The sequence below is a fragment of the Colwellia sp. KS18-150 genome (genome assembly GCF_057551365.1).
In genome coordinates this window covers 165,491-183,221 of the sequence record NZ_BAAJMC010000006.1, presented here as the reverse complement: position 1 = coordinate 183,221, position 17,731 = coordinate 165,491, and the positions used below count along the sequence as shown (strand labels likewise).

General features: G+C 37.3%; 15 protein-coding genes. 5 read left to right on the top strand and 10 right to left on the bottom strand.

Annotation, left to right across the window (positions count from 1 at the left end):
• Positions 1–12 precede the first annotated feature (12 nt).
• From AC27IF_RS10645 to AC27IF_RS10635, 3 genes are all read right to left on the bottom strand, one after another.
• Entirely contained in the window at positions 13–3,828 is a 3,816-nt protein-coding gene (locus tag AC27IF_RS10645) for a translocation/assembly module TamB domain-containing protein (protein ID WP_487054277.1), read from the bottom strand.
• Positions 3,825–5,651 (bottom strand): autotransporter assembly complex protein TamA, encoded by a 1,827-nt coding sequence (locus tag AC27IF_RS10640; RefSeq protein ID WP_487054275.1) that lies wholly within the window; start codon positions 5,649–5,651, stop codon positions 3,825–3,827. The genes AC27IF_RS10645 and AC27IF_RS10640 overlap by 4 nt, the downstream gene beginning before the upstream one ends.
• Before the next feature lie 174 nt (positions 5,652–5,825).
• A complete protein-coding gene (locus tag AC27IF_RS10635; RefSeq protein WP_487054274.1) occupies positions 5,826–6,167 on the bottom strand; it encodes a hypothetical protein in 342 nt (113 codons plus the stop codon).
• Positions 6,168–6,307: 140 nt separating this feature from the next.
• Here AC27IF_RS10635 and AC27IF_RS10630 point away from each other — a divergent pair, with 140 nt between their 5' ends.
• On the top strand, positions 6,308–6,472 hold the full coding sequence (locus tag AC27IF_RS10630) for a hypothetical protein (RefSeq protein ID WP_487054272.1): 165 nt from the start codon (positions 6,308–6,310) through the stop codon (positions 6,470–6,472).
• Here AC27IF_RS10630 and AC27IF_RS10625 read toward each other — a convergent pair.
• The 4 genes from AC27IF_RS10625 to AC27IF_RS10610 all read right to left on the bottom strand — a co-directional run bounded on the left by AC27IF_RS10625 (position 6,448) and on the right by AC27IF_RS10610 (position 9,217).
• Positions 6,448–6,771 carry a DUF3718 domain-containing protein gene (locus AC27IF_RS10625; protein ID WP_487054270.1) on the bottom strand — a complete coding sequence of 108 codons (324 nt, stop codon included), beginning with the start codon at positions 6,769–6,771 and terminating at the stop codon, positions 6,448–6,450. The two genes, AC27IF_RS10630 and AC27IF_RS10625, sit on opposite strands and share 25 nt — an antisense overlap.
• A gap of 265 nt (positions 6,772–7,036) precedes the next feature.
• On the bottom strand, positions 7,037–7,426 hold the full coding sequence (locus AC27IF_RS10620; protein WP_487054269.1) for an alpha/beta fold hydrolase: 390 nt from the start codon (positions 7,424–7,426) through the stop codon (positions 7,037–7,039).
• Between the two features lie 203 nt (positions 7,427–7,629).
• Positions 7,630–7,902 carry an alpha/beta fold hydrolase gene (locus tag AC27IF_RS10615; RefSeq protein WP_487054299.1) on the bottom strand — a complete coding sequence of 91 codons (273 nt, stop codon included), beginning with the start codon at positions 7,900–7,902 and terminating at the stop codon, positions 7,630–7,632.
• Positions 7,903–8,032: 130 nt separating this feature from the next.
• Positions 8,033–9,217, bottom strand: coding sequence for a BaiN/RdsA family NAD(P)/FAD-dependent oxidoreductase (locus AC27IF_RS10610; protein WP_487054268.1), 1,185 nt, complete (start codon positions 9,215–9,217; stop codon positions 8,033–8,035).
• Between the two features lie 429 nt (positions 9,218–9,646).
• On the opposite strand from AC27IF_RS10610, the gene AC27IF_RS10605 reads away from it, so the two are divergent.
• Together AC27IF_RS10605 and AC27IF_RS10600 are read left to right on the top strand one after the other, a co-directional pair.
• A complete protein-coding gene (locus AC27IF_RS10605; RefSeq protein WP_487054266.1) occupies positions 9,647–12,169 on the top strand; it encodes a winged helix-turn-helix domain-containing protein in 2,523 nt (840 codons plus the stop codon).
• A 137-nt stretch (positions 12,170–12,306) separates the two neighbouring features.
• Complete coding sequence (locus AC27IF_RS10600; protein ID WP_487054264.1) at positions 12,307–13,032, top strand: PEP-CTERM sorting domain-containing protein; 726 nt, start codon at positions 12,307–12,309, stop codon at positions 13,030–13,032.
• A 53-nt stretch (positions 13,033–13,085) separates the two neighbouring features.
• Here the strand turns inward: AC27IF_RS10600 and ftnA are convergent, their stop codons facing one another.
• On the bottom strand, positions 13,086–13,619 hold the full coding sequence (ftnA, locus tag AC27IF_RS10595) for a non-heme ferritin (RefSeq protein ID WP_487054263.1): 534 nt from the start codon (positions 13,617–13,619) through the stop codon (positions 13,086–13,088).
• Between the two features lie 379 nt (positions 13,620–13,998).
• Here ftnA and AC27IF_RS10590 point away from each other — a divergent pair, with 379 nt between their 5' ends.
• Positions 13,999–14,358, top strand: a complete 360-nt coding sequence (locus AC27IF_RS10590) for a group I truncated hemoglobin (RefSeq protein ID WP_487054261.1) — start codon at positions 13,999–14,001, stop codon at positions 14,356–14,358.
• A gap of 21 nt (positions 14,359–14,379) precedes the next feature.
• The gene (locus tag AC27IF_RS10585) at positions 14,380–15,969 is read left to right on the top strand and encodes an ATP-binding protein (protein ID WP_487054259.1); all 1,590 of its coding nucleotides are present in this window, start codon (positions 14,380–14,382) and stop codon (positions 15,967–15,969) included.
• A gap of 248 nt (positions 15,970–16,217) precedes the next feature.
• Here AC27IF_RS10585 and AC27IF_RS10580 read toward each other — a convergent pair whose 3' ends face one another.
• Positions 16,218–17,012, bottom strand: a complete 795-nt coding sequence (locus tag AC27IF_RS10580) for a class I SAM-dependent methyltransferase (protein ID WP_487054258.1) — start codon at positions 17,010–17,012, stop codon at positions 16,218–16,220.
• Between the two features lie 5 nt (positions 17,013–17,017).
• Positions 17,018–17,728: a DNA-3-methyladenine glycosylase I gene (locus AC27IF_RS10575; RefSeq protein WP_487054257.1), complete on the bottom strand. Its 711-nt coding sequence runs from the start codon at positions 17,726–17,728 to the stop codon at positions 17,018–17,020.
• Positions 17,729–17,731: the final 3 nt, after the last annotated feature.

The following is a 17,731-nucleotide window of genomic DNA, read 5'->3' as shown; positions in this document are numbered from 1 at the left end:
CATTTTAGGTAATTAATCTATATCAAATGAATAATAAAGATCGGTAGAGTGTTCGACACCGCTGACTATTTCTAACCAAAAACGATTAAACATAAACATTCTTACTGTCAGTTCATTAATTGGCTCGTATACACCAACGCCATATTTTAAGTAAACTCTATTGCCAATGTAGCCACTGACCGTCGCTTGAGTATGATCACCTTCACCTTCAGTATCTACCGCGATATTATTGATAAGCGGTATTTTTTCGATTTGATCAAATAACCCCGCGCTATTAGTAACACCAAAACCAACCAGTAAGCTAGCAGCAGCACCACTATTTTGAGTGCCAGAATCCAGACTTCTACCTCTCACTAAATAAGATAGCATTTCTGGCATTTCCATAGAGGGCGATGAGAAAAGTTGTAAATTTAATGCATCTGCCAAGCCAGTTACTTTTATGCCAACGTTTATATCTTCAGCTTTAATATGTCGATTAGCGGTTAAATTAAAGTAGGGGTTATCAATAGGGCCATTAAAGGTTAATTGCCCTTGCTCAATGGTTAACCTTTGCCCGTAGGCTTGAAAGGTACCATTATAGGACTCAATTCTGCCAAATAATTGAAAGGGTTGATTTTGTTTTTGATTAATTTGCAATTGACCAAAAAGGTGACTTTGTAATCCCTGGCCAGTTACTTCAAATGCTTTGGCAATATTAACGGTTATATCTGTTTTGATGTCAAAACTAACAGGTTTGGCGGCGGGTTGACCGAGTTGATCAACAATAATGACATCGTCGCTGAGTGATACGCTATCCTCTGGCAGTTTTTCAATATTATAACTACCGTCTAAAACATCAATATTGCCACTGATGGTTAAAACTTTCTCTGCTAAGTTAAAGTTTAAGCTGGGTGATACACTCATCACCAATTGCGGCGGGAATACCAAAGGTAAGGCCTCACCAGTGAGATCTATATTTATGGCTAAGCTATTTTGCCAAGTGATATTGCCGTTGAAATTAGCCTCATTATTGTCTAGAGAAAATCCACCCGCTAAAGCCGCCTCATTATTTTTAATGATGATCTTGCTAGCAATGTTTTCTAAGGTATTAGCATTTTGTGCTAATTGAAATTTACCCTTATCTAAATTGATAAAACCATCAACAATTGGCGTTTTGAGTGTGCCATCGACAGTGATATTTGCATTTAACGTACCTTGTAAACTCACAACATTGGCGATAATCGTTTGAAATGGCTGTAAGTTAAAGTCATTAACAATGACTTGTGTGTTGATAGGGTAGTCATTTCTAAATTCGATAATTGAACGAGCATCCACTAATGTTTTATCATCTGACTTAGTAATGAGTAGTTTGCTATTAAATTTTTGTTCATCAATAGCGAAAGCCCATTCGCCACTAGACCATTCAGAGAGTTGATGCTCACCTAGTTCATCACTGACTTTTAGATAACCGCTTGATAAATTAAACCATGCATTAGACTGAATGGGTTTTTGTGGCGACCATGTTGCTGTTAGCTCGCCATCAATTTTACTGATTAACTCAATATCCTCTGGCAAAAATAATTCATCAACCGCAGATAAATCGATATTTAATTTAACGGCAATGTCGCCGCTATTGCCAATAATAGCTTGGTTAGGTAAGCAGATACTTAAACCACTACCTTGCCAGCAGTGACTATCCAGATAAAGTTTTTCATCTGCTAATTTTACACTCAAAGTGAAGGCGCTATCATTTTGTATAGCAATATTTTGATAAGATAATTCACTCTTTGATATCGCCGCTTGCCAATTAGAAAAACTATTATCCCACTGGCCCGTTAGCGCAAGTTGCCCGGCAAAGTCGCCTAGCCATTGCGATTCAATATGATGTTGGCTAGCGTTACCATTGATGTGTAATTGAAAGTCATCTAGGCGTACAAGGCTTTCTTCAGAGGTTATTGATAAGGCGTCGTTGTTTAATGATAATTGAAGTTGATGATTTTGATTTGGCTGATAACTGCCTTTAATGGCTAAAGTAGTACTGTGCAGGTTTTGCCATTTCAGTTGTGTTATTTGGCTATCAAGGTGAATTACTGGCTGGCTTTTTTCTCCTGTGATAGAAAAGTCACCAGTAAATTCGCCATCGATGTCGTTAAGCCATTGACTCATTTGTGCAATTGATAAGTGACCATTGATCCCCCAAAATGAATTGCCGGCGGCATTTAACGTCAGTTGGTTATCATTTAAGGCAATAAACAACTTACCGGGCTTAACTTCTCCCAACTGGTTTAAAGCAATATCAGCATTAACTGATATTGTTGCGTCATTAACCACGCCCGATAGTTCAGTCTCTGTGAAAGCGACTTGCCACTGTTTCTCGGACCATGAGCCTGTGCTATTTACAGTGCCTGCTAAATACCCAGAGATTGAATCAGGTATTTTAGTTGCCCATGTTGATTGGGTTTCGGTTATATCAGCCAAATTGCTAAGGTTTAATTGGGGTAACGCAAAACCGCTAGATTTGGCAGCAACTTGCCAACTGATGTTAGTTTCGTTTAGGTTCAGCTTGCCTTGTAGGTTTAGTTGGCTGTTTGAGTCACTATCAAAAAAGTCCAATTCATTCACCGTGAAAAAGCCTTCTTCGTGAATAGCGTTTAGCTTTATTTGCGCCTTTTTGTAATCTTTATTCTTAAGCTGACTTTCGAGTTGTACGGTTTGTTTTTTTAGATCGCCACTCATCTCAAGTGAAAAGGGAGAGGGATCACCATAATGTGCGAACGATGCTGGCAGAGGAAATTTTTCTGCTGACATATTGATATCAAAGGGCATATTTTCATCGTGTAAATTGATTGTGCCTTGACTCGTTAGGGCTAAGCTGCCTTGGCTGATTAACTCAAAATCTAGCTGTTCAAATGAGCCCTGTAATGATACCTGTTGATTGCTGTTAGCAATTTCAGGCCACAACGGAAAGTCTTTAAGCTCGCTGTTAAATTGACTATTTATTTGATAAGGCGCTAGTAACTTAGCAGTGCCAGATAACTCTGCTATTGAAAAAGTAGCTGTTGAAGTCTGCAGATGTTTAATGCTGACATCAGTATTTACCCAGTCGCCGGTGAGCGCATTATTAGATGAGTACCAATGTTGTGTCAGCACATTATCAGCACTCTTTGATGACACAATAATACGCTTAAGTTGCAGCTTTTTAATGGCTAATGCTATAGGTAAATTAACTTCAGGTAAGGCAGTAAAAGGGGAGTGCATTGTCTCACTCGTCGATTTGCTAGTACCTGATGTTGGTGGTGTGTCTTCTGTTATGATGACAATTAACTGCCCAGCACTTGGTTGGCTAATATCAAAATCACTTTTGTTGATGGCTAATTGAGTCGTTAGCTCATCAATCAATATTTCAGTGTTGTTAATGAGTAAATGGTTTTTACCTAGGTTAATTGATTCAGCAATAATGGCAAAAGGCATTTCAAATAATGAGTCGTCTGTTACTGCATCTATTTCAGCCTGATCGGTTGACTCGTCATCACTGGTATAGTGCAGAATAAACTCATCTGCCTTGGTTGCTTTTAAGCAAAGAGTCTTTTTTCTTAGGCAAGAAAATTTAAGCTCAGTTTCTAAGCCTTTAAGGCGTATTTCTAAGCTGTCTAGTTGTAGATGAAAATCATTTAATTGAATATCTCGAACGAATGAACCACTGTGATAATCAATTTCTATCGCATCGAAATTATTTACTATCGCTAAAGTAAATTGTGTGCCCCAAGGATTTGTTAATAGCACTGCCAGTGCGCACAGTGTTATTGCCACATATTTAGCGATTATTAAGCTGATCTTATGAAAGCTCAAAACTCAGCTCCCAAATTCACATGGACACGCCATTTGGTATTATCGTCTTGTGTGCCGTAAGCAAAATCAAGTTTTACCGCCCCAACGGGCGACATATAATGAACCCCTGAGCCGAAAGAGTAGACAGGTTCAAATTCACCTTTATTGGCAACACTACCACCGTCAGAAAATAACGCTAAGCGCCATTTTTTAGTAAGGTAATATTGATATTCAATACTGGCAACCATTAGGCGTGTACCACCAATAACAATGGTCTCAGTTTCATCAGGATCAGATGAAGCGGGTATTGTGGTGCCAATTGACTGGTAAGCAAAACCACGAATACTCTGATCACCACCGGCATAAAAGCGTAACGATGGCGCAAGCTCAACATCTCTATCAACATAGATTGCTCCTAATTCAGCGCGAGCGACTATCCGATGATTGGGCTTTAAGGTGGTGATGTAATTCCAGCGCCCGTGTAATCTGAAAAAGCTGTTGTCTGAGCCGGCGTCTAAGTGTGCACCTTCAATATTATAGGTTTGTCTAAAGCCGCCACTAGGATCTAATGCTGAGCCTTGACGGATTACCCTAGACCAAGTAATTCCAGGAATAATGTATTGCACGGGATCTTCATCACCGAAATCAATATCAGGTAAATCTTCATCGGGGTCATACTTCCAAGCTTCTTGATGAAAGCGAGTATATATTTGTCTATTCCAATTGCCGCTGCTGGTCACTCTCCCCATTTGAAAAGAATAAAACTTGGTTGTAAAGTCCGCGTAATCATCATTTTCAATCGTCATTTTTAACTGAAACAAATCATCAGTGGGGTGACTTAAAGGAATACTGTAGATGAACCTTCCTGTTGGGTTTACTTTGGAGTACTCAATTTTTGTTTCCTGATAATGCCCATATTTATTGATTAAAGGCGTACGCCAACCCGCGGATAAGCGAAATTGCGTATCGGTTGCATAACCAACACCGAAATCAAACAAATGACTTTTTGCTGGCGTTAACGAGACATTAATAGGCACAGTATATTCTTGCTGTTCATTGAGGACATGTTCTGCAGGCACCGCTAACACACTGCCAAAGTACTGTGTCGATTGAAGTTGCTGTTGCAATTGGTGAAACTTTTCTGTGCTGTAATATTCGTGCTCTTTAAAAGGAATTAAGCTCGTTAATAATTCTGGCTCAAGATCAAAGTCACTAAAGGTGATATCACCAAATTGATATCTCGGGCCACTGTCATAATGTATTCTAATGTCCGCGAAGTGAAAATTTTCTTTGATAATGATATTGCTGTTAACTAACACGCCACTTAGATAACCACGCTGCAATGCTAATGACAGCAGATCAGATTTGAGCGCTTCATATTTTCCATGATGAAGTATATCGCCAGTTTTGATATCAAGTTTGTTGATTAGAGTGATAAATTCAGGGTCTGAGCTTGCTTCACCGCGAATATCGACATTGATATTATCAATTAATGTTGGTTCATTCAGGGTAATAGTTAGTGTTAGTTGCCAAGGCTCTTGTTCAACTTTAGCGTGAATTTCTGCTTGGTAGTAACCTAAAGATTGTAATGCTTCTGTTGCGTTGTCTTTAGCGGAGTAGATAAAAGCAGAGCGCTCTAATGCGGTGTCTGGGAGTTCACCTAGATAGGAAATTATATTCCTTTCAAGGTATTTGGGCATTTCACCTTGCAAGGAAAGCAACAGATTACTGGCGCTAACGGCATTACTAAAAATAAACAGCAGCAAGTATGCTGATAGCCTTTGCACCTTCTTAGTAAAAGGTATAAAAACAGTATTAAGAAAATCCGTAATATTCAATACCATTAATTTAACTATATTTCTGAATGCTTTTAGCACGTTATTATTGTTAAATATTACGCTACAAATGGCATTTTGACCATGATAATTAGACGCTTACGTGAAATCATTTTTGGTGGCCTTAACCTGACTGCATGATAAGAAATGGACAGCTAAAGATGCAAGATGTTTTATAACGAATTAATTTTGATAAGTTGCCTTGATAGTAATTAATCCTAACTGCAAATTTTTAAAAGCATCACTAGCATGATCGTTAGTATAACAACACTGATTGAAATAATTTTTAGCGTCTATTACGCCATGTAAAAGCTCATCTATATAAGCACCAACATTTCCCTTATATTCAATTTTACTTAATCTATTTTTTATCGTGAGATCAAGCACGCCCTGTAGCACATTGGTGTCGTCTTCGGATAGTTGAGATAGTCGCTGCTCTACAGTTTCAATGATTGCCATCAGCTCATTAAATATTGGGCTTTGTGGTAGCGTGTAGTGACGAACATAGTGGCTTTTATTTGTCATATTTTATTTCTAACCTATAAGTAATACCTTGCAGTATATAAGCTTGAGAATTATTGCCTTTTAAAAACCGATAGCGTTATTAACTGCATCATTAAAGTATATATGGACTACTTTTATTTGTATGTTGTTTAGGATAGCGCATGGATATCAACATCGCCATCGCTGAATATTTAGATCTCAATAATGTACAGATTATTGGCTTTGACAAGGGGGATATATTAACAAAAAAAAGGCCAATAGCATTAATCTATTGGCCTGTTGGTAACTCTTTAGCAAGTACTTATAATTTTGCGATGGTCACTTGATTATTATATTTTCCATCGGTTAAGAAGCTATTCATCTTATCGGCATTTTTACCATGCTGTGCAACAAAATCTAGAATATCTTGATTGTTACAAGTGACATGTTTCGCTACGTAATGTTTATTAACTCGTGCATCTTCGATAGCATTATTAACTTTATTCTTGCTACCAGAAGTAGCAGCAATACATATTTTTGTACCGGCTTCATTATCTGCTGCATATAGCTCAGTTGAAGCATAAGTTGTGCTAACTGCGGCGATTGAAAGTGTGATAGTTGCGATTACTTTATTAATTGTTTTCATGGTTATATCCCTTAATTGTTTATGTAGTTAAATTAATTTTGTAAAGTGAATTCAATATTGCAACAGCAATGCCAAACATAAAATTTAACTATAAAACAACCATTTAGTTTGATTGTTGGGTTTTTTGGGGGTGAAAAGAAGTAATCTGAAAATATAGTTTTTTGTTAAATCAACTAAAATTAGGTTAAATTAACCAATTATTTTTCTTGCGTTGATTTTATAAAATATAAGTATTACTGATTGTTAATATTGCAGGGATATTTTGTTAAGTAACATTTGAATTTTCGATTTTATCCACTATTGAAGCAAGCACTAATTCAGGAGTTTCAACTTGAGGGTAATGGCCAATATTGTCTAAACAAACAACATCAGCATTGGGTATTAGCTGTTTATAGCGCTCAACTAAATGAGCGCCAGATATTGGATCTAGTATTCCATCGGTTAACCGCAATGGTATATCTGTTTCTTGTAATGCTCCAACCCAACGACTACGATTTTCTCGTCTTTCAACCATATAGTGAATAAGTTTATGCATGATCAGATGACCATTATTGTGTTGGATCAACTGCCAAAACTCATCTATTTCTTGTTCGCTTGGTGGGGTGTTAGGGCCAAAAATCTTTCGCAAGTTTTTGGCTAAAGTGTCTCTATTCATTAACCTAACCAATAGACTACCCAGCGGACTTAGTAATAATTTTTGTATTAGTACCGGGCGATGGGTTTCTGGAAATAATCCACCATTGAGAAGGTGCAGAGTATTCACCTTGAAAGGTAATGAACCCTCATTTTGTCGCGCTAAAATCTCTTGAGCAACAGTATCACCGTAGTCGTGGCTAACTATATGGCAATCTTTGATACCTAATTGCGGAGTAATTTGCAGTGGATATCGGCCTGAGTATTGATGCTATAGGATTGTTTGGGCTTATCGCTGTAACCAAAATCAAGCATATCCAAGGTGATGCATTGAAAATTAGATATTAATTGTGGCCATATCTTACTCCAATCCCAACTGGCGGTGGGGTACCCATGAATTAGCAATAAAGGTGGCCCACTACCTTCTATTCGATAAAAAATTTGATGACCTTCAAAATCTAAAAAGCTACCTGTATCGTGCCATTGCTGAAAATTCATCAAGTGTTCTACCTTTTAAATTGGCTCTATGTGTTTTGATTTCTCAATAATAATTGAAGAGTATAGGAAGAAGTTATTCTATAAACTATCAACAAGTTTACAGTTTGGTACCTTGAACAACCAAAACAAATTATACAGCCAAGCCACAAGCTGTTCCTTGTGCCCAGCAGGCTTGAAAATTATAGCCCCCTAAAAAGCCAGTAACATCAATAACTTCGCCAATAAAATATAGATTATCAACTTTTTTACATTCGTACGTCTTCGAGGATAGTTCGTCAGTATCAATACCACCTAGTGTAACTTCTGCTGTTCTATAGCCTTCTGTGCCATTCGGCTTGATTTGCCAATTATGCATAAAGTCGTGCAAGGCTTGTATTTCGCTATGATTAAACTGGTTTATGGCTTTATCAGGAATGTCATTACTGGTGATTAGGCTTTCAATAAAACGTTTTGGAAGTAGGGTAGACAATAGGTTTTTGACAGATTTTTGAGCTTGTTCATTTTGCCAAAGTGTCATTGTTTCAGCAAGGTTATGCTCAGGGAGTAGATTTATGGCCACAGCTTGTCCTGCTTGCCAAAAAGAAGATATTTGCAAGATAGCGGGACCAGATAAACCTCGGTGGGTGAAAAGGATGTTTTCGCGAAAACTCACTTTACTTTCACTCGTTACTAAGCAGTCTATGCTGATACCGGATAAACCATCAAAGCGACTTTTGTCGTGATCGTGCAAGGTAAATGGTACTAGTGCCGCAGTGGTAGGTAATACATTGATATTAAATTGCTCAGCAATTTTATAGCCAATAGGCGTTGCGCCCAATTTTGGCATGGTTAAGCCACCAGAAGCGACTACAAGTGATTGGCATTGGTAACGTTTAAGGTGAGTGCTAATGGCATAACCATCATCATTTTTATCAACAGAAAACACTTCGCTGCGTAAATCAATGGTAACTCCTGCCCATTCGCACTCGGTTAACAAGACATCCACAATATCTTGTGCGCTATCATCACAAAATAATTGCCCTAAGGTTTTGTGATGATAGTTAACGCCATGACGGTCAACAAGTTCGATAAAGTCTTGGGCTGAATAACGGCTTAGTGCGGATTTGATAAAATGTGGATTTTGACAAATATAATGTTCTGGGGCAGCATTTTCATTAGTGAAGTTGCATCGACCACCGCCACTAATTAATATTTTTCTACCGGGTTTTTTACCCATATCAATAACCGCAACTTTTTTGCCTCGATAACCGGCATTAGCTGCGCACATCAGTCCTGCGGCTCCCGCACCAATTATTACCACATCGTAATTTGTCATTTAAAGTTATTGCCCATGAATAGTAGGGCGCTAGTTTACTTGATTTAATTGAGCTCAGCAGTAAATTAATACTACCCGGTTAGATTAAAGTTCAGTTCATCAGTCTAGCTGACTATAAAATTAGCCTAAACGATTGTTTTGCCATAATATAAGAAATTACACTTATATTTGCTAATGATATTAGGGTTTGTTGAACTTTCAGTTTATAACTCTGTTGTGCTTGAAAAAGAGGTCAATCGAGGCGCTTAGAGTAATGTTTGGTTATTCCAAATGCACTTTAAGCAACAAAGAGTGACGCTTTTTCAAGGCAACCGGAAAGGCTATGGCTAATTTTCAACTTAACTTCGTTAAAAGTCGTTAAAGTAGAGTGACTACATAGCACTCTTCTTACCTTGTTATCTTAAAAATTAGCTCATAGCAGAGACTATAATGAAAGATCAACAGACCCTTGGCATGGAACGCATTTTTATTAACGGTTGGTATCTTGATCAAACGTCATTTCAGTTAACAAAAGCAGACGTTAACCTACAATTAACCCCCAAATCCTGTGCCTTACTTGAGCTTTTATTTCAAGCCGACCTAAATGTGGTTACTCGAGAAACATTACTAGCAAAACTATGGCCAGACTCGATTGTCTCTGACGATTCTCTGACTAACTTAGTCAGTACAACAAGGCAATTACTAAAAAATGCTCAGTTAGATAAAGTTATTGAAACCATGCCCAAGCAGGGTTATCGACTTAAAGCTAATTTTGACAAACCTGAACAGGTAGAAAAGCCAAGTGCAAAACACAAACCTAACCTGAAGCTTTTGGCGGCTATCGGTGCTTTTATCATCTTAACCATGTTTATTGCTCTGAAATTTAGCTCGGTCTCTGCTATTCGCTTAGTTGTCTTTCCATTAAAGTCGAATGGTGAAAGTGACGTCATCAGTCAATACTTCAACAACGAAATTCACCATCAGTCTAGTCAACTAAGTGGTATCGAAGTAATACCTCAATCAACATTGGCAAGCCATATCCAAAGCAATCTACCTGTACCGAATATTGCAGATAACTTACAGGCTAATTATTGGCTAGAAGGGCACATTGAGCAGCTTGAAGATAATTTTATTATCACTTTGCAGTTAGTAGAACAAGGTAAGGTTATTTTTTCACAAAAGTTTGAAGGTAAAGTAAAGCAACTGGTAAGTGATGCGGAGCGTATTTCACAAATAATTAGCGCCAATATAGGCTACACACTACAGGATGAACTCAAGCAATCGCTTACTAGTGTTGATCCTCAAATTGCTAAGCAGCGTTGTGAAAACTATATAGAACTGGCATATCTGTATGTTGATCTAGTTTTGGTGAATGTAGACAAAATTGTTAGGGCAGGTGAGCAAGCTTGTCATGCCGCAGTGTTAGCATCCCCAAATAATGCAGAAGTTATGTATAGCTTGGCGGAGTGGTATTTGTCACTGGCAAAAGCATACATAAGAGATGAAGAGAGAAAACAGAGTTATTTAGCATTAAGTGAAAAATACAGCTTACAGTTGCAGTCATTAGATCGCGTGCTATATATTCGCCAGCACCTTAATGAGAGTTTGTTGAAATTGATCGCGGCTAAAAGAAATATTGAACAAATCACTGAGATTATTAATACCAATATACAACTCGTTAATTCAATAGAAATGCAATCAATTAGCGTGGAAAATAAGCTCGCCATTTATAACTCTTACGGTATAAGTTTACGTTACGGTGCTGTTTTTGCGCTTCGATATGGACAAGATCCCAGTCAATATTTTCTACAAGCTGAGCAGGCGTTTAGTCGAGCACTAGCAATTGACTCAGAGAATTATGTTATTTTAGGAAGTTACGCACGCTTAATGAAAACTCAGGCGGAGCATGCAATTAAACAGCAGCTTGATCCTAGAAAGTATTTATATAAAGCCATAGAGTTATATCAGCTTTCTTTGCAGTTGGAGGACAAGGCTTCATCAGTGAAGAATAATTTAGCGAATGCTTACTCTACTTTAACCAAGTGGCTAGCTAAACACGAACATGATTATAAAGAGTCATTACAGTTTACAGAAAAAGTATATCAAGAAGTATTAACTGAGACTGAAAAAAACCACCTAGTTTATAATAACCTATCCGATCTTTATGCGGGTTTAGCTAATTTTGGTGCAGTAGATACCGAGACTTTTTATCAATATATCAATGCTGGTTTACAGGCGAGTGAACAAGCAATGACGATTAAGCCGGATTATGATTGGCCTCTTTTCAATCAAGGCTATTTACACTTTTTGCAAACGCGTTTTCAGCTGAGTCAGCAAAACTTTAATGTAAGAGCTTATCAATCTTGTAAAAAGAGTAATGAAAAGGCATTGGCGCGTAGACCTAATATTGCCGATGCCTATGTTACAGCTGCCCAATGTGAGTATTTTCATAGCGTATATTTACTCAAAGAGCGGAAGAATAAAAAAGTAAAAGAGAGTGTCAGCATGCAACTTCAGTTAATCAACTCGGCACTGAGAATTAATGAAAACCTAGCATCTGCTTACATTCTTCAGGCTAAAAGTTACTTAATGCTTTTCGCCATTAAGCAAGATAAATCTAAGTTAATACTTGTTGAGCAGGCTGTAAATAACGCCTTAGCTATGGAAGTTCAAAATAACGAACTGCAATCCTCATATTTAACTATTTTGGCTAGTTTGGCACAAATTACCCCTTCGCCAACAAATCATCAGAAAGTAGTGAGGCAAGCTGAGTATTATCAAAAAGCAATTAACAGTAATCACCCAGTTATTTCGCCACTAAAAATTGATACGAAGAGTGATGCCGATAAATCGCCAATATCGACAGGTAAAATCACTCAAACTACAGTAGGCAGTAAGCAAAAAATAGCCCTTCGAAATGTAGTTAAAGATAAACTGGCCCAAATAGAAATGGATATTTGGTTGCAACAATAAAAACAGCATATTTATGTTGTTGAAAAATATAAGGATAAAACTTTTAGATTTTTTTTAGGTTTTTTTAGGATTTTTTCAATGTTAAATAATAGGATTTTATCAGTTAACAATATTGAAACAATTTTAAAGGAATAAAAATGAAAACTATCCGCACCTATATCCAATTGCTCATCGTCACCATGACATTATATTCGAATACCTCAATGGCCACGTTAATGGATGTTTTGACACATGACAATACCGCTTTAATGTATAGCACTGGCGTTAATCTTAATGGAAACGTAGATAATAGTTATGTGTTAAATACCTATAATGGCTCTCCTCTTAGCGCCGAAATGAGAACGACTTCAGCATCTTGGCTTGCGGGCAATACTAATACAAGTCAGTGGATTTCTCATATTGGCAATACGCATGTAGGTAGTTTGACTTTAAGTGCTGTTACTTCACTAGATCTTACCGGGATAGATTTAATAAATAATGACTTTTCCCTTTTGGGGTATTGGTTATCTGACAATCAAGGCTTAGACATTCTTGTTAATGGTATTTCGACGGGGCAGACTAATACCGGAAGACACAGACATCAACCATCTGCTCATGAAGGTAATATTTTTCAAATATCTTCCACTATGTCGTCACTCGTAGCTGGTATGAATGAAATTGAATTTGTGTGGGGTAATAATGAAGCTGGTAATGCACCTTTTTGTTGTGCTTCGCCGGTCGGGTTACGTGTTGAAATGGATAGCTTTCAAATTACTAGCAAAGGCATAGTTTCGGCAGCAGTGCCGGAGCCAACGAGTATTGCAATGTTTATGGTGGGAGTGTTTGGTTTACTAGTGAGTCGTCAATACCGAGTTCAATATTAGTATTGATAACAAGGCTTAAGTAGAGCAGTCAGTAACTGCTCTACTTACAGGCTTTATTCTACAACTGAACCTGCTTCCATTATACTACCTACCGCTTCTTCAGCTAAGCTAGCAAAATCTTTATCGAACATGTACATGGCTGGGCCATCTTCGCCAATCAGGTTTAATTTATCGATAATACCTTTAAACAATTTTTCTTCTTCGTGCTGCTCAGCAACATACCATTGTAGGAAGTTGAACGTTGAGTAATCTAGAGAAGAAAATGCATGATGAGCTAATTCGTTAATTTTAGTGGTAATTAAGCATTCATGCTCAAGAATCTGTTCAAATACGTCGCGTAATGATTTGAATTGGTGCGGTGGAGCATCAATCGCGCCGATAGTAGGTAAGCCACCTGTTTCAGAAACATAAGTGAATAAACGTTTCATGTGATCCATTTCTTCATTGGCGTGCTTACGTAAAAATAATGCCGCGCCATCAAAACTACGATCTTCACACCAAGCACTCATTTGTAAGTACAAATTTGATGAGTAAAACTCTAAGTTAATTTGTTGATTTAACTGTTTTACCATTTCCGACTTCAACATACGACATCCTCTTTAATTTATATGGTCGGGATCTTGCCTCTTACCGGGTAATTATTCAACCAAAATAGTTAAATATATCCAAAATAACTCAGAATAACGATAGAACACCAATAAGAATTATTATCGTTATTAATCAATGGGTTCTAAAAGTTAATTGTTGATAATGAAGAAAAGAAATTATCACAGTGCAAGGAGATATTTTTAGCATTACTAAGACAGAATATTGGACACCGACTTCGTTATTTTGAAATTAATTATTGGTTTTAGCATTAGTTAATTATTTGTAATCAAGAATATTACTTTGCAATCCAGTGGATTAAGTAATAACCCTGACTATACTTTGAAAACAACCTTCTTGATTAATGGATTAAGTATTGTGATGACAAGCTTGTTTGAAAAATACGGTGGTTTTGATGTTTTTAGTGCTGTAGTAGCTAGTTTTTATCAAAAGGTTTTGGATAGCGACGAACTCGCACCCTACTTTGATAATATTGACATGGAAAGGTTAATGTCCCATCAAACAACATTTATTGCTACTGCATTAGGGGGGCCAGACACGTATCAGGGCAAAGATTTAAGAAAAGTGCATGCACCCTATAAAATTACCGTGCCGCATTTTCAAGAGGTTGGTGAGTTACTCGCTGAATCATTGGAAGAAGCTGGCGTTGAAGATCATGATGTAGAGACAATCATGAAATTGATCTCCGGCTTAATGGAGCAAATCGTATCAACTCAATAATTATCAGCAGTGATATAACTGATGAGTAGCTCTGAAAGCACTCCTAACCAACAAGCTAATCACTTATTGAGTGAACTTGTCGATAGCCTTGATCAGGGGATTGCCCTGTGTGATATTGAAAATTTAACCTTAATTGAATCTAATAAATCGTTTGCAGCTTGGTTTATTCTAGATAACAGCACAAGTAGCTTAAATGATATTTTTTCTGATGACACAGTAAAGCGAATTTATAATGCCATTGCTAAAAAAAGAATATACCGTTTCAAACATGTTGCTACGATAAACAGACGCGATCAGCACCTAGATCTGAATGTAAAAGTTATTACTTTGGGAAATGGTCAGCACTACTTAGTGGTTCAAGTCATTCAAAATAATAATGAACAGCAAATGATTAAAATGGTTAAAGACCATAGTGATCTGAATGAAAAAAGCAAAGAAATGTTAGAGCAAGCAGTAGTCAAAGCTGAGTCTGCAAATCACGCTAAAAGCATGTTTTTAGCGGCCATGAGCCATGAATTAAGAACGCCTTTAAACGGCATTTTAGGTATGGCTCAACAAATGTTTACCAGTTCTCTTACTGAAGAACAAACCGAGTATCTGACAACGATTCAGCAATCCGGAAACCAATTATTAGCTACGATTAATCAAGTACTCGATTTATCAAATATAGAAGACAGTAAAATTCAATTACACCCTGAAGCTATTGATATAAAAAAATTGATAAATGATGTTGTTATGCTTTGCTCTGCTAGTACCGCAGATAAATCCTTAAGCCTTATTAGTGAAGTGCCTAAGCAAACATTGCCTTTGGTACTTGTTGATGTTGTGCGCTTAAAACAAGTGTTAATAAACTTAGTTAATAATGCTATGAAATTCACACAACAAGGGCTAATAAAGTTGCAACTGGTGTTATTAAAAAGCGATAAAACAAGTTGCCAACTAAGGTTTGCTGTTATTGACACAGGTATAGGGATTCATCCCGATAAAACAGAACATCTTTTTGAGTCTTTTGCGCAAAATGATTCTTCGACCACAAGAAGTTTTGGTGGTGCTGGTCTAGGGTTAACTATCAGTAGCAAAATGGTTGGTTTGATGGGGGGGGAAATAGATGTACAGAGTGAATTGGATAAGGGTAGTGAGTTTAGCTTTATCCTGAAATTAGCGGTTAATAATGAAGCGCAAAAAGCTGAAACTTTACCACCTGCTGAATTTAGTAAAGAATACCTGTCTGATAAGAAGATATTAGTCGTTGATGACGTTAAAACTAATATAACCATTATGTCACTGGTCTTAAAGAAAACGGGCGCTGAGGTCATAGTGGCAGAAAATGGTCTACAAGCAGTAGAAGCATTTAAAGCCAATCAGGTAGATTTGATATTAATGGATTGTTTAATGCCGGTAAAGGATGGTTTTGAAGCAACTCGGGATATAAGGGCATTAGAGTTGGGAACTAAACATACACTGATCTTTGCTGTTACAGCAAGCGCCTCTGAAGAGATTGCCTCGCAATGTAAAGCGTCAGGAATGGACGATATTATTCTAAAACCTTTTCAATTCGATGAACTACTCGCAAGGTTACAACAAGCGTTAACGACCAAGCATAAATTGTAATTTTAATTGATTTAGCATCATCACGGCGAATACTTTTGAGTTTTGCTGCCTTAGTTAATTTTCATTGGCTTACATAAAAAACCTTTATCGTGAGCTGCCCGTGCACAGTCCTTACAAAAATACCTAGGTTTACTCACAATGTGCATTAACTCATGAACGTTTTTTTCTATGTCCTTTTTTTTCCATTTACATAAAGATTTAGCCATGAGTTTGCCTCAAAAATTTACTTACCTACATTAACTGTAGCGCTAAATTTTAGGAATACCTTGATTTACATAAACATCGAAACGATTTTTTTTCATTTTTATGCTGGTACTTGGCTTTTTATTGTTTAAAGGCTCAGCATAACTAGGACGTTTGACGACGATGCGATATTGAGCTAATTCAAGTGCTGGAGCAAGCAAGTTGTCGGCATCAAGATCTTCACCAACGAGTGATTGAAAAACTCGCATTTCTTTTTTCACTGCGGCTGTTTTTTCTCTATGTGGATACATAGGATCTAGGTAAACAACATCCACTTGCTTAGCTAAGCTCATATCTTCTATTGAAGAAGCGTGTAATAACTGCATGTTTTGAACTATGTCGCTCACTTCATTATTGAGCTGTGCTCGTGCTAAACCGTCTTCGAGTAGTGCCGCAACAACCGGCATACGCTCCATTAAGGTAACTTGGCAACCTAGGCTAGCCAAAACAAAAGCATCTCGACCTAAACCAGCCGTAGCATCAAGCACATGAGGTTTAAAACCGTGTTTTAAACCTATTGCTTTTGCGATATCTTGACCTCGGCCACCACCAAATTTTCGCCTATGGGCACTGGCACCTTCAATGAAATCAACTTTTATACCACCAAGCTTTGGCTCATCTAACTTAACTAGCTCTAAACACTGCTGGTTGAACTGCAGTAAAAATTTTATTTCTGGATTTTTACTGACTGAAGCAGCGTCACCAAGGTAGTTAAACTGCCATTTTTGCGCAACTTTTTTGGCTGCATCACTGTCGATTTTATCTACGTATGCAACGGCAATGTGGTTAAATGCTGTCATGATTATTATGACTCTAACTGAACATTATTATCGCCGACGGCAAATGAAATTAGCCGACTAAGTTGCATTAAGCTATAACCTGTTTTGCTTTGCAATTCGTTAAAAAATTGCTGAATAGCGGTTAAACTTTTTTTACTTTGTAAGCCGCCATCAATCACTTTTTGTGCTCGCAGATACGCTTCTACATCACGGCTTAATAAAAATGTATCTTTGCCTAATATTCTTAGGGCATAAGGGCCTGTATTACCGCCTAAGCGTTGACCGTGTTTTTTCAAATAAGCCCATAAACCGATAATATCTGAAGACGGCCATTGTGCAATTAACTGCGCAAAACTAGTACCCTTATCTAATTGATGATCGAACATCATTTGCGCATTTGCTTTAATGGTTTTTACTTTATTGTAATTACGAATGATTTTAGGATCTGAGGCTTTTCGCTCTAACATTTCTTCAGGCATCATTAATATTTTTTCAATATTAAAATCAAAAAATGTTTCTTCAAAATCAGGCCACTTATTTTCAACCACACGCCAAACAAAGCCAGACTTGAATACTTGTTTGGTAAAGGCGCTGAGTATTCTATCATCAGTAAGTTGTGACAACGCTGAGGCATCTTGCATATTGTCATAATTCATATCTAACAATATGGCTAATGCTTGCTCGCCGCCTTTTCGTTCAACTGCACGTTGATATAACTGTTCAAACTTTTCAACCATGTT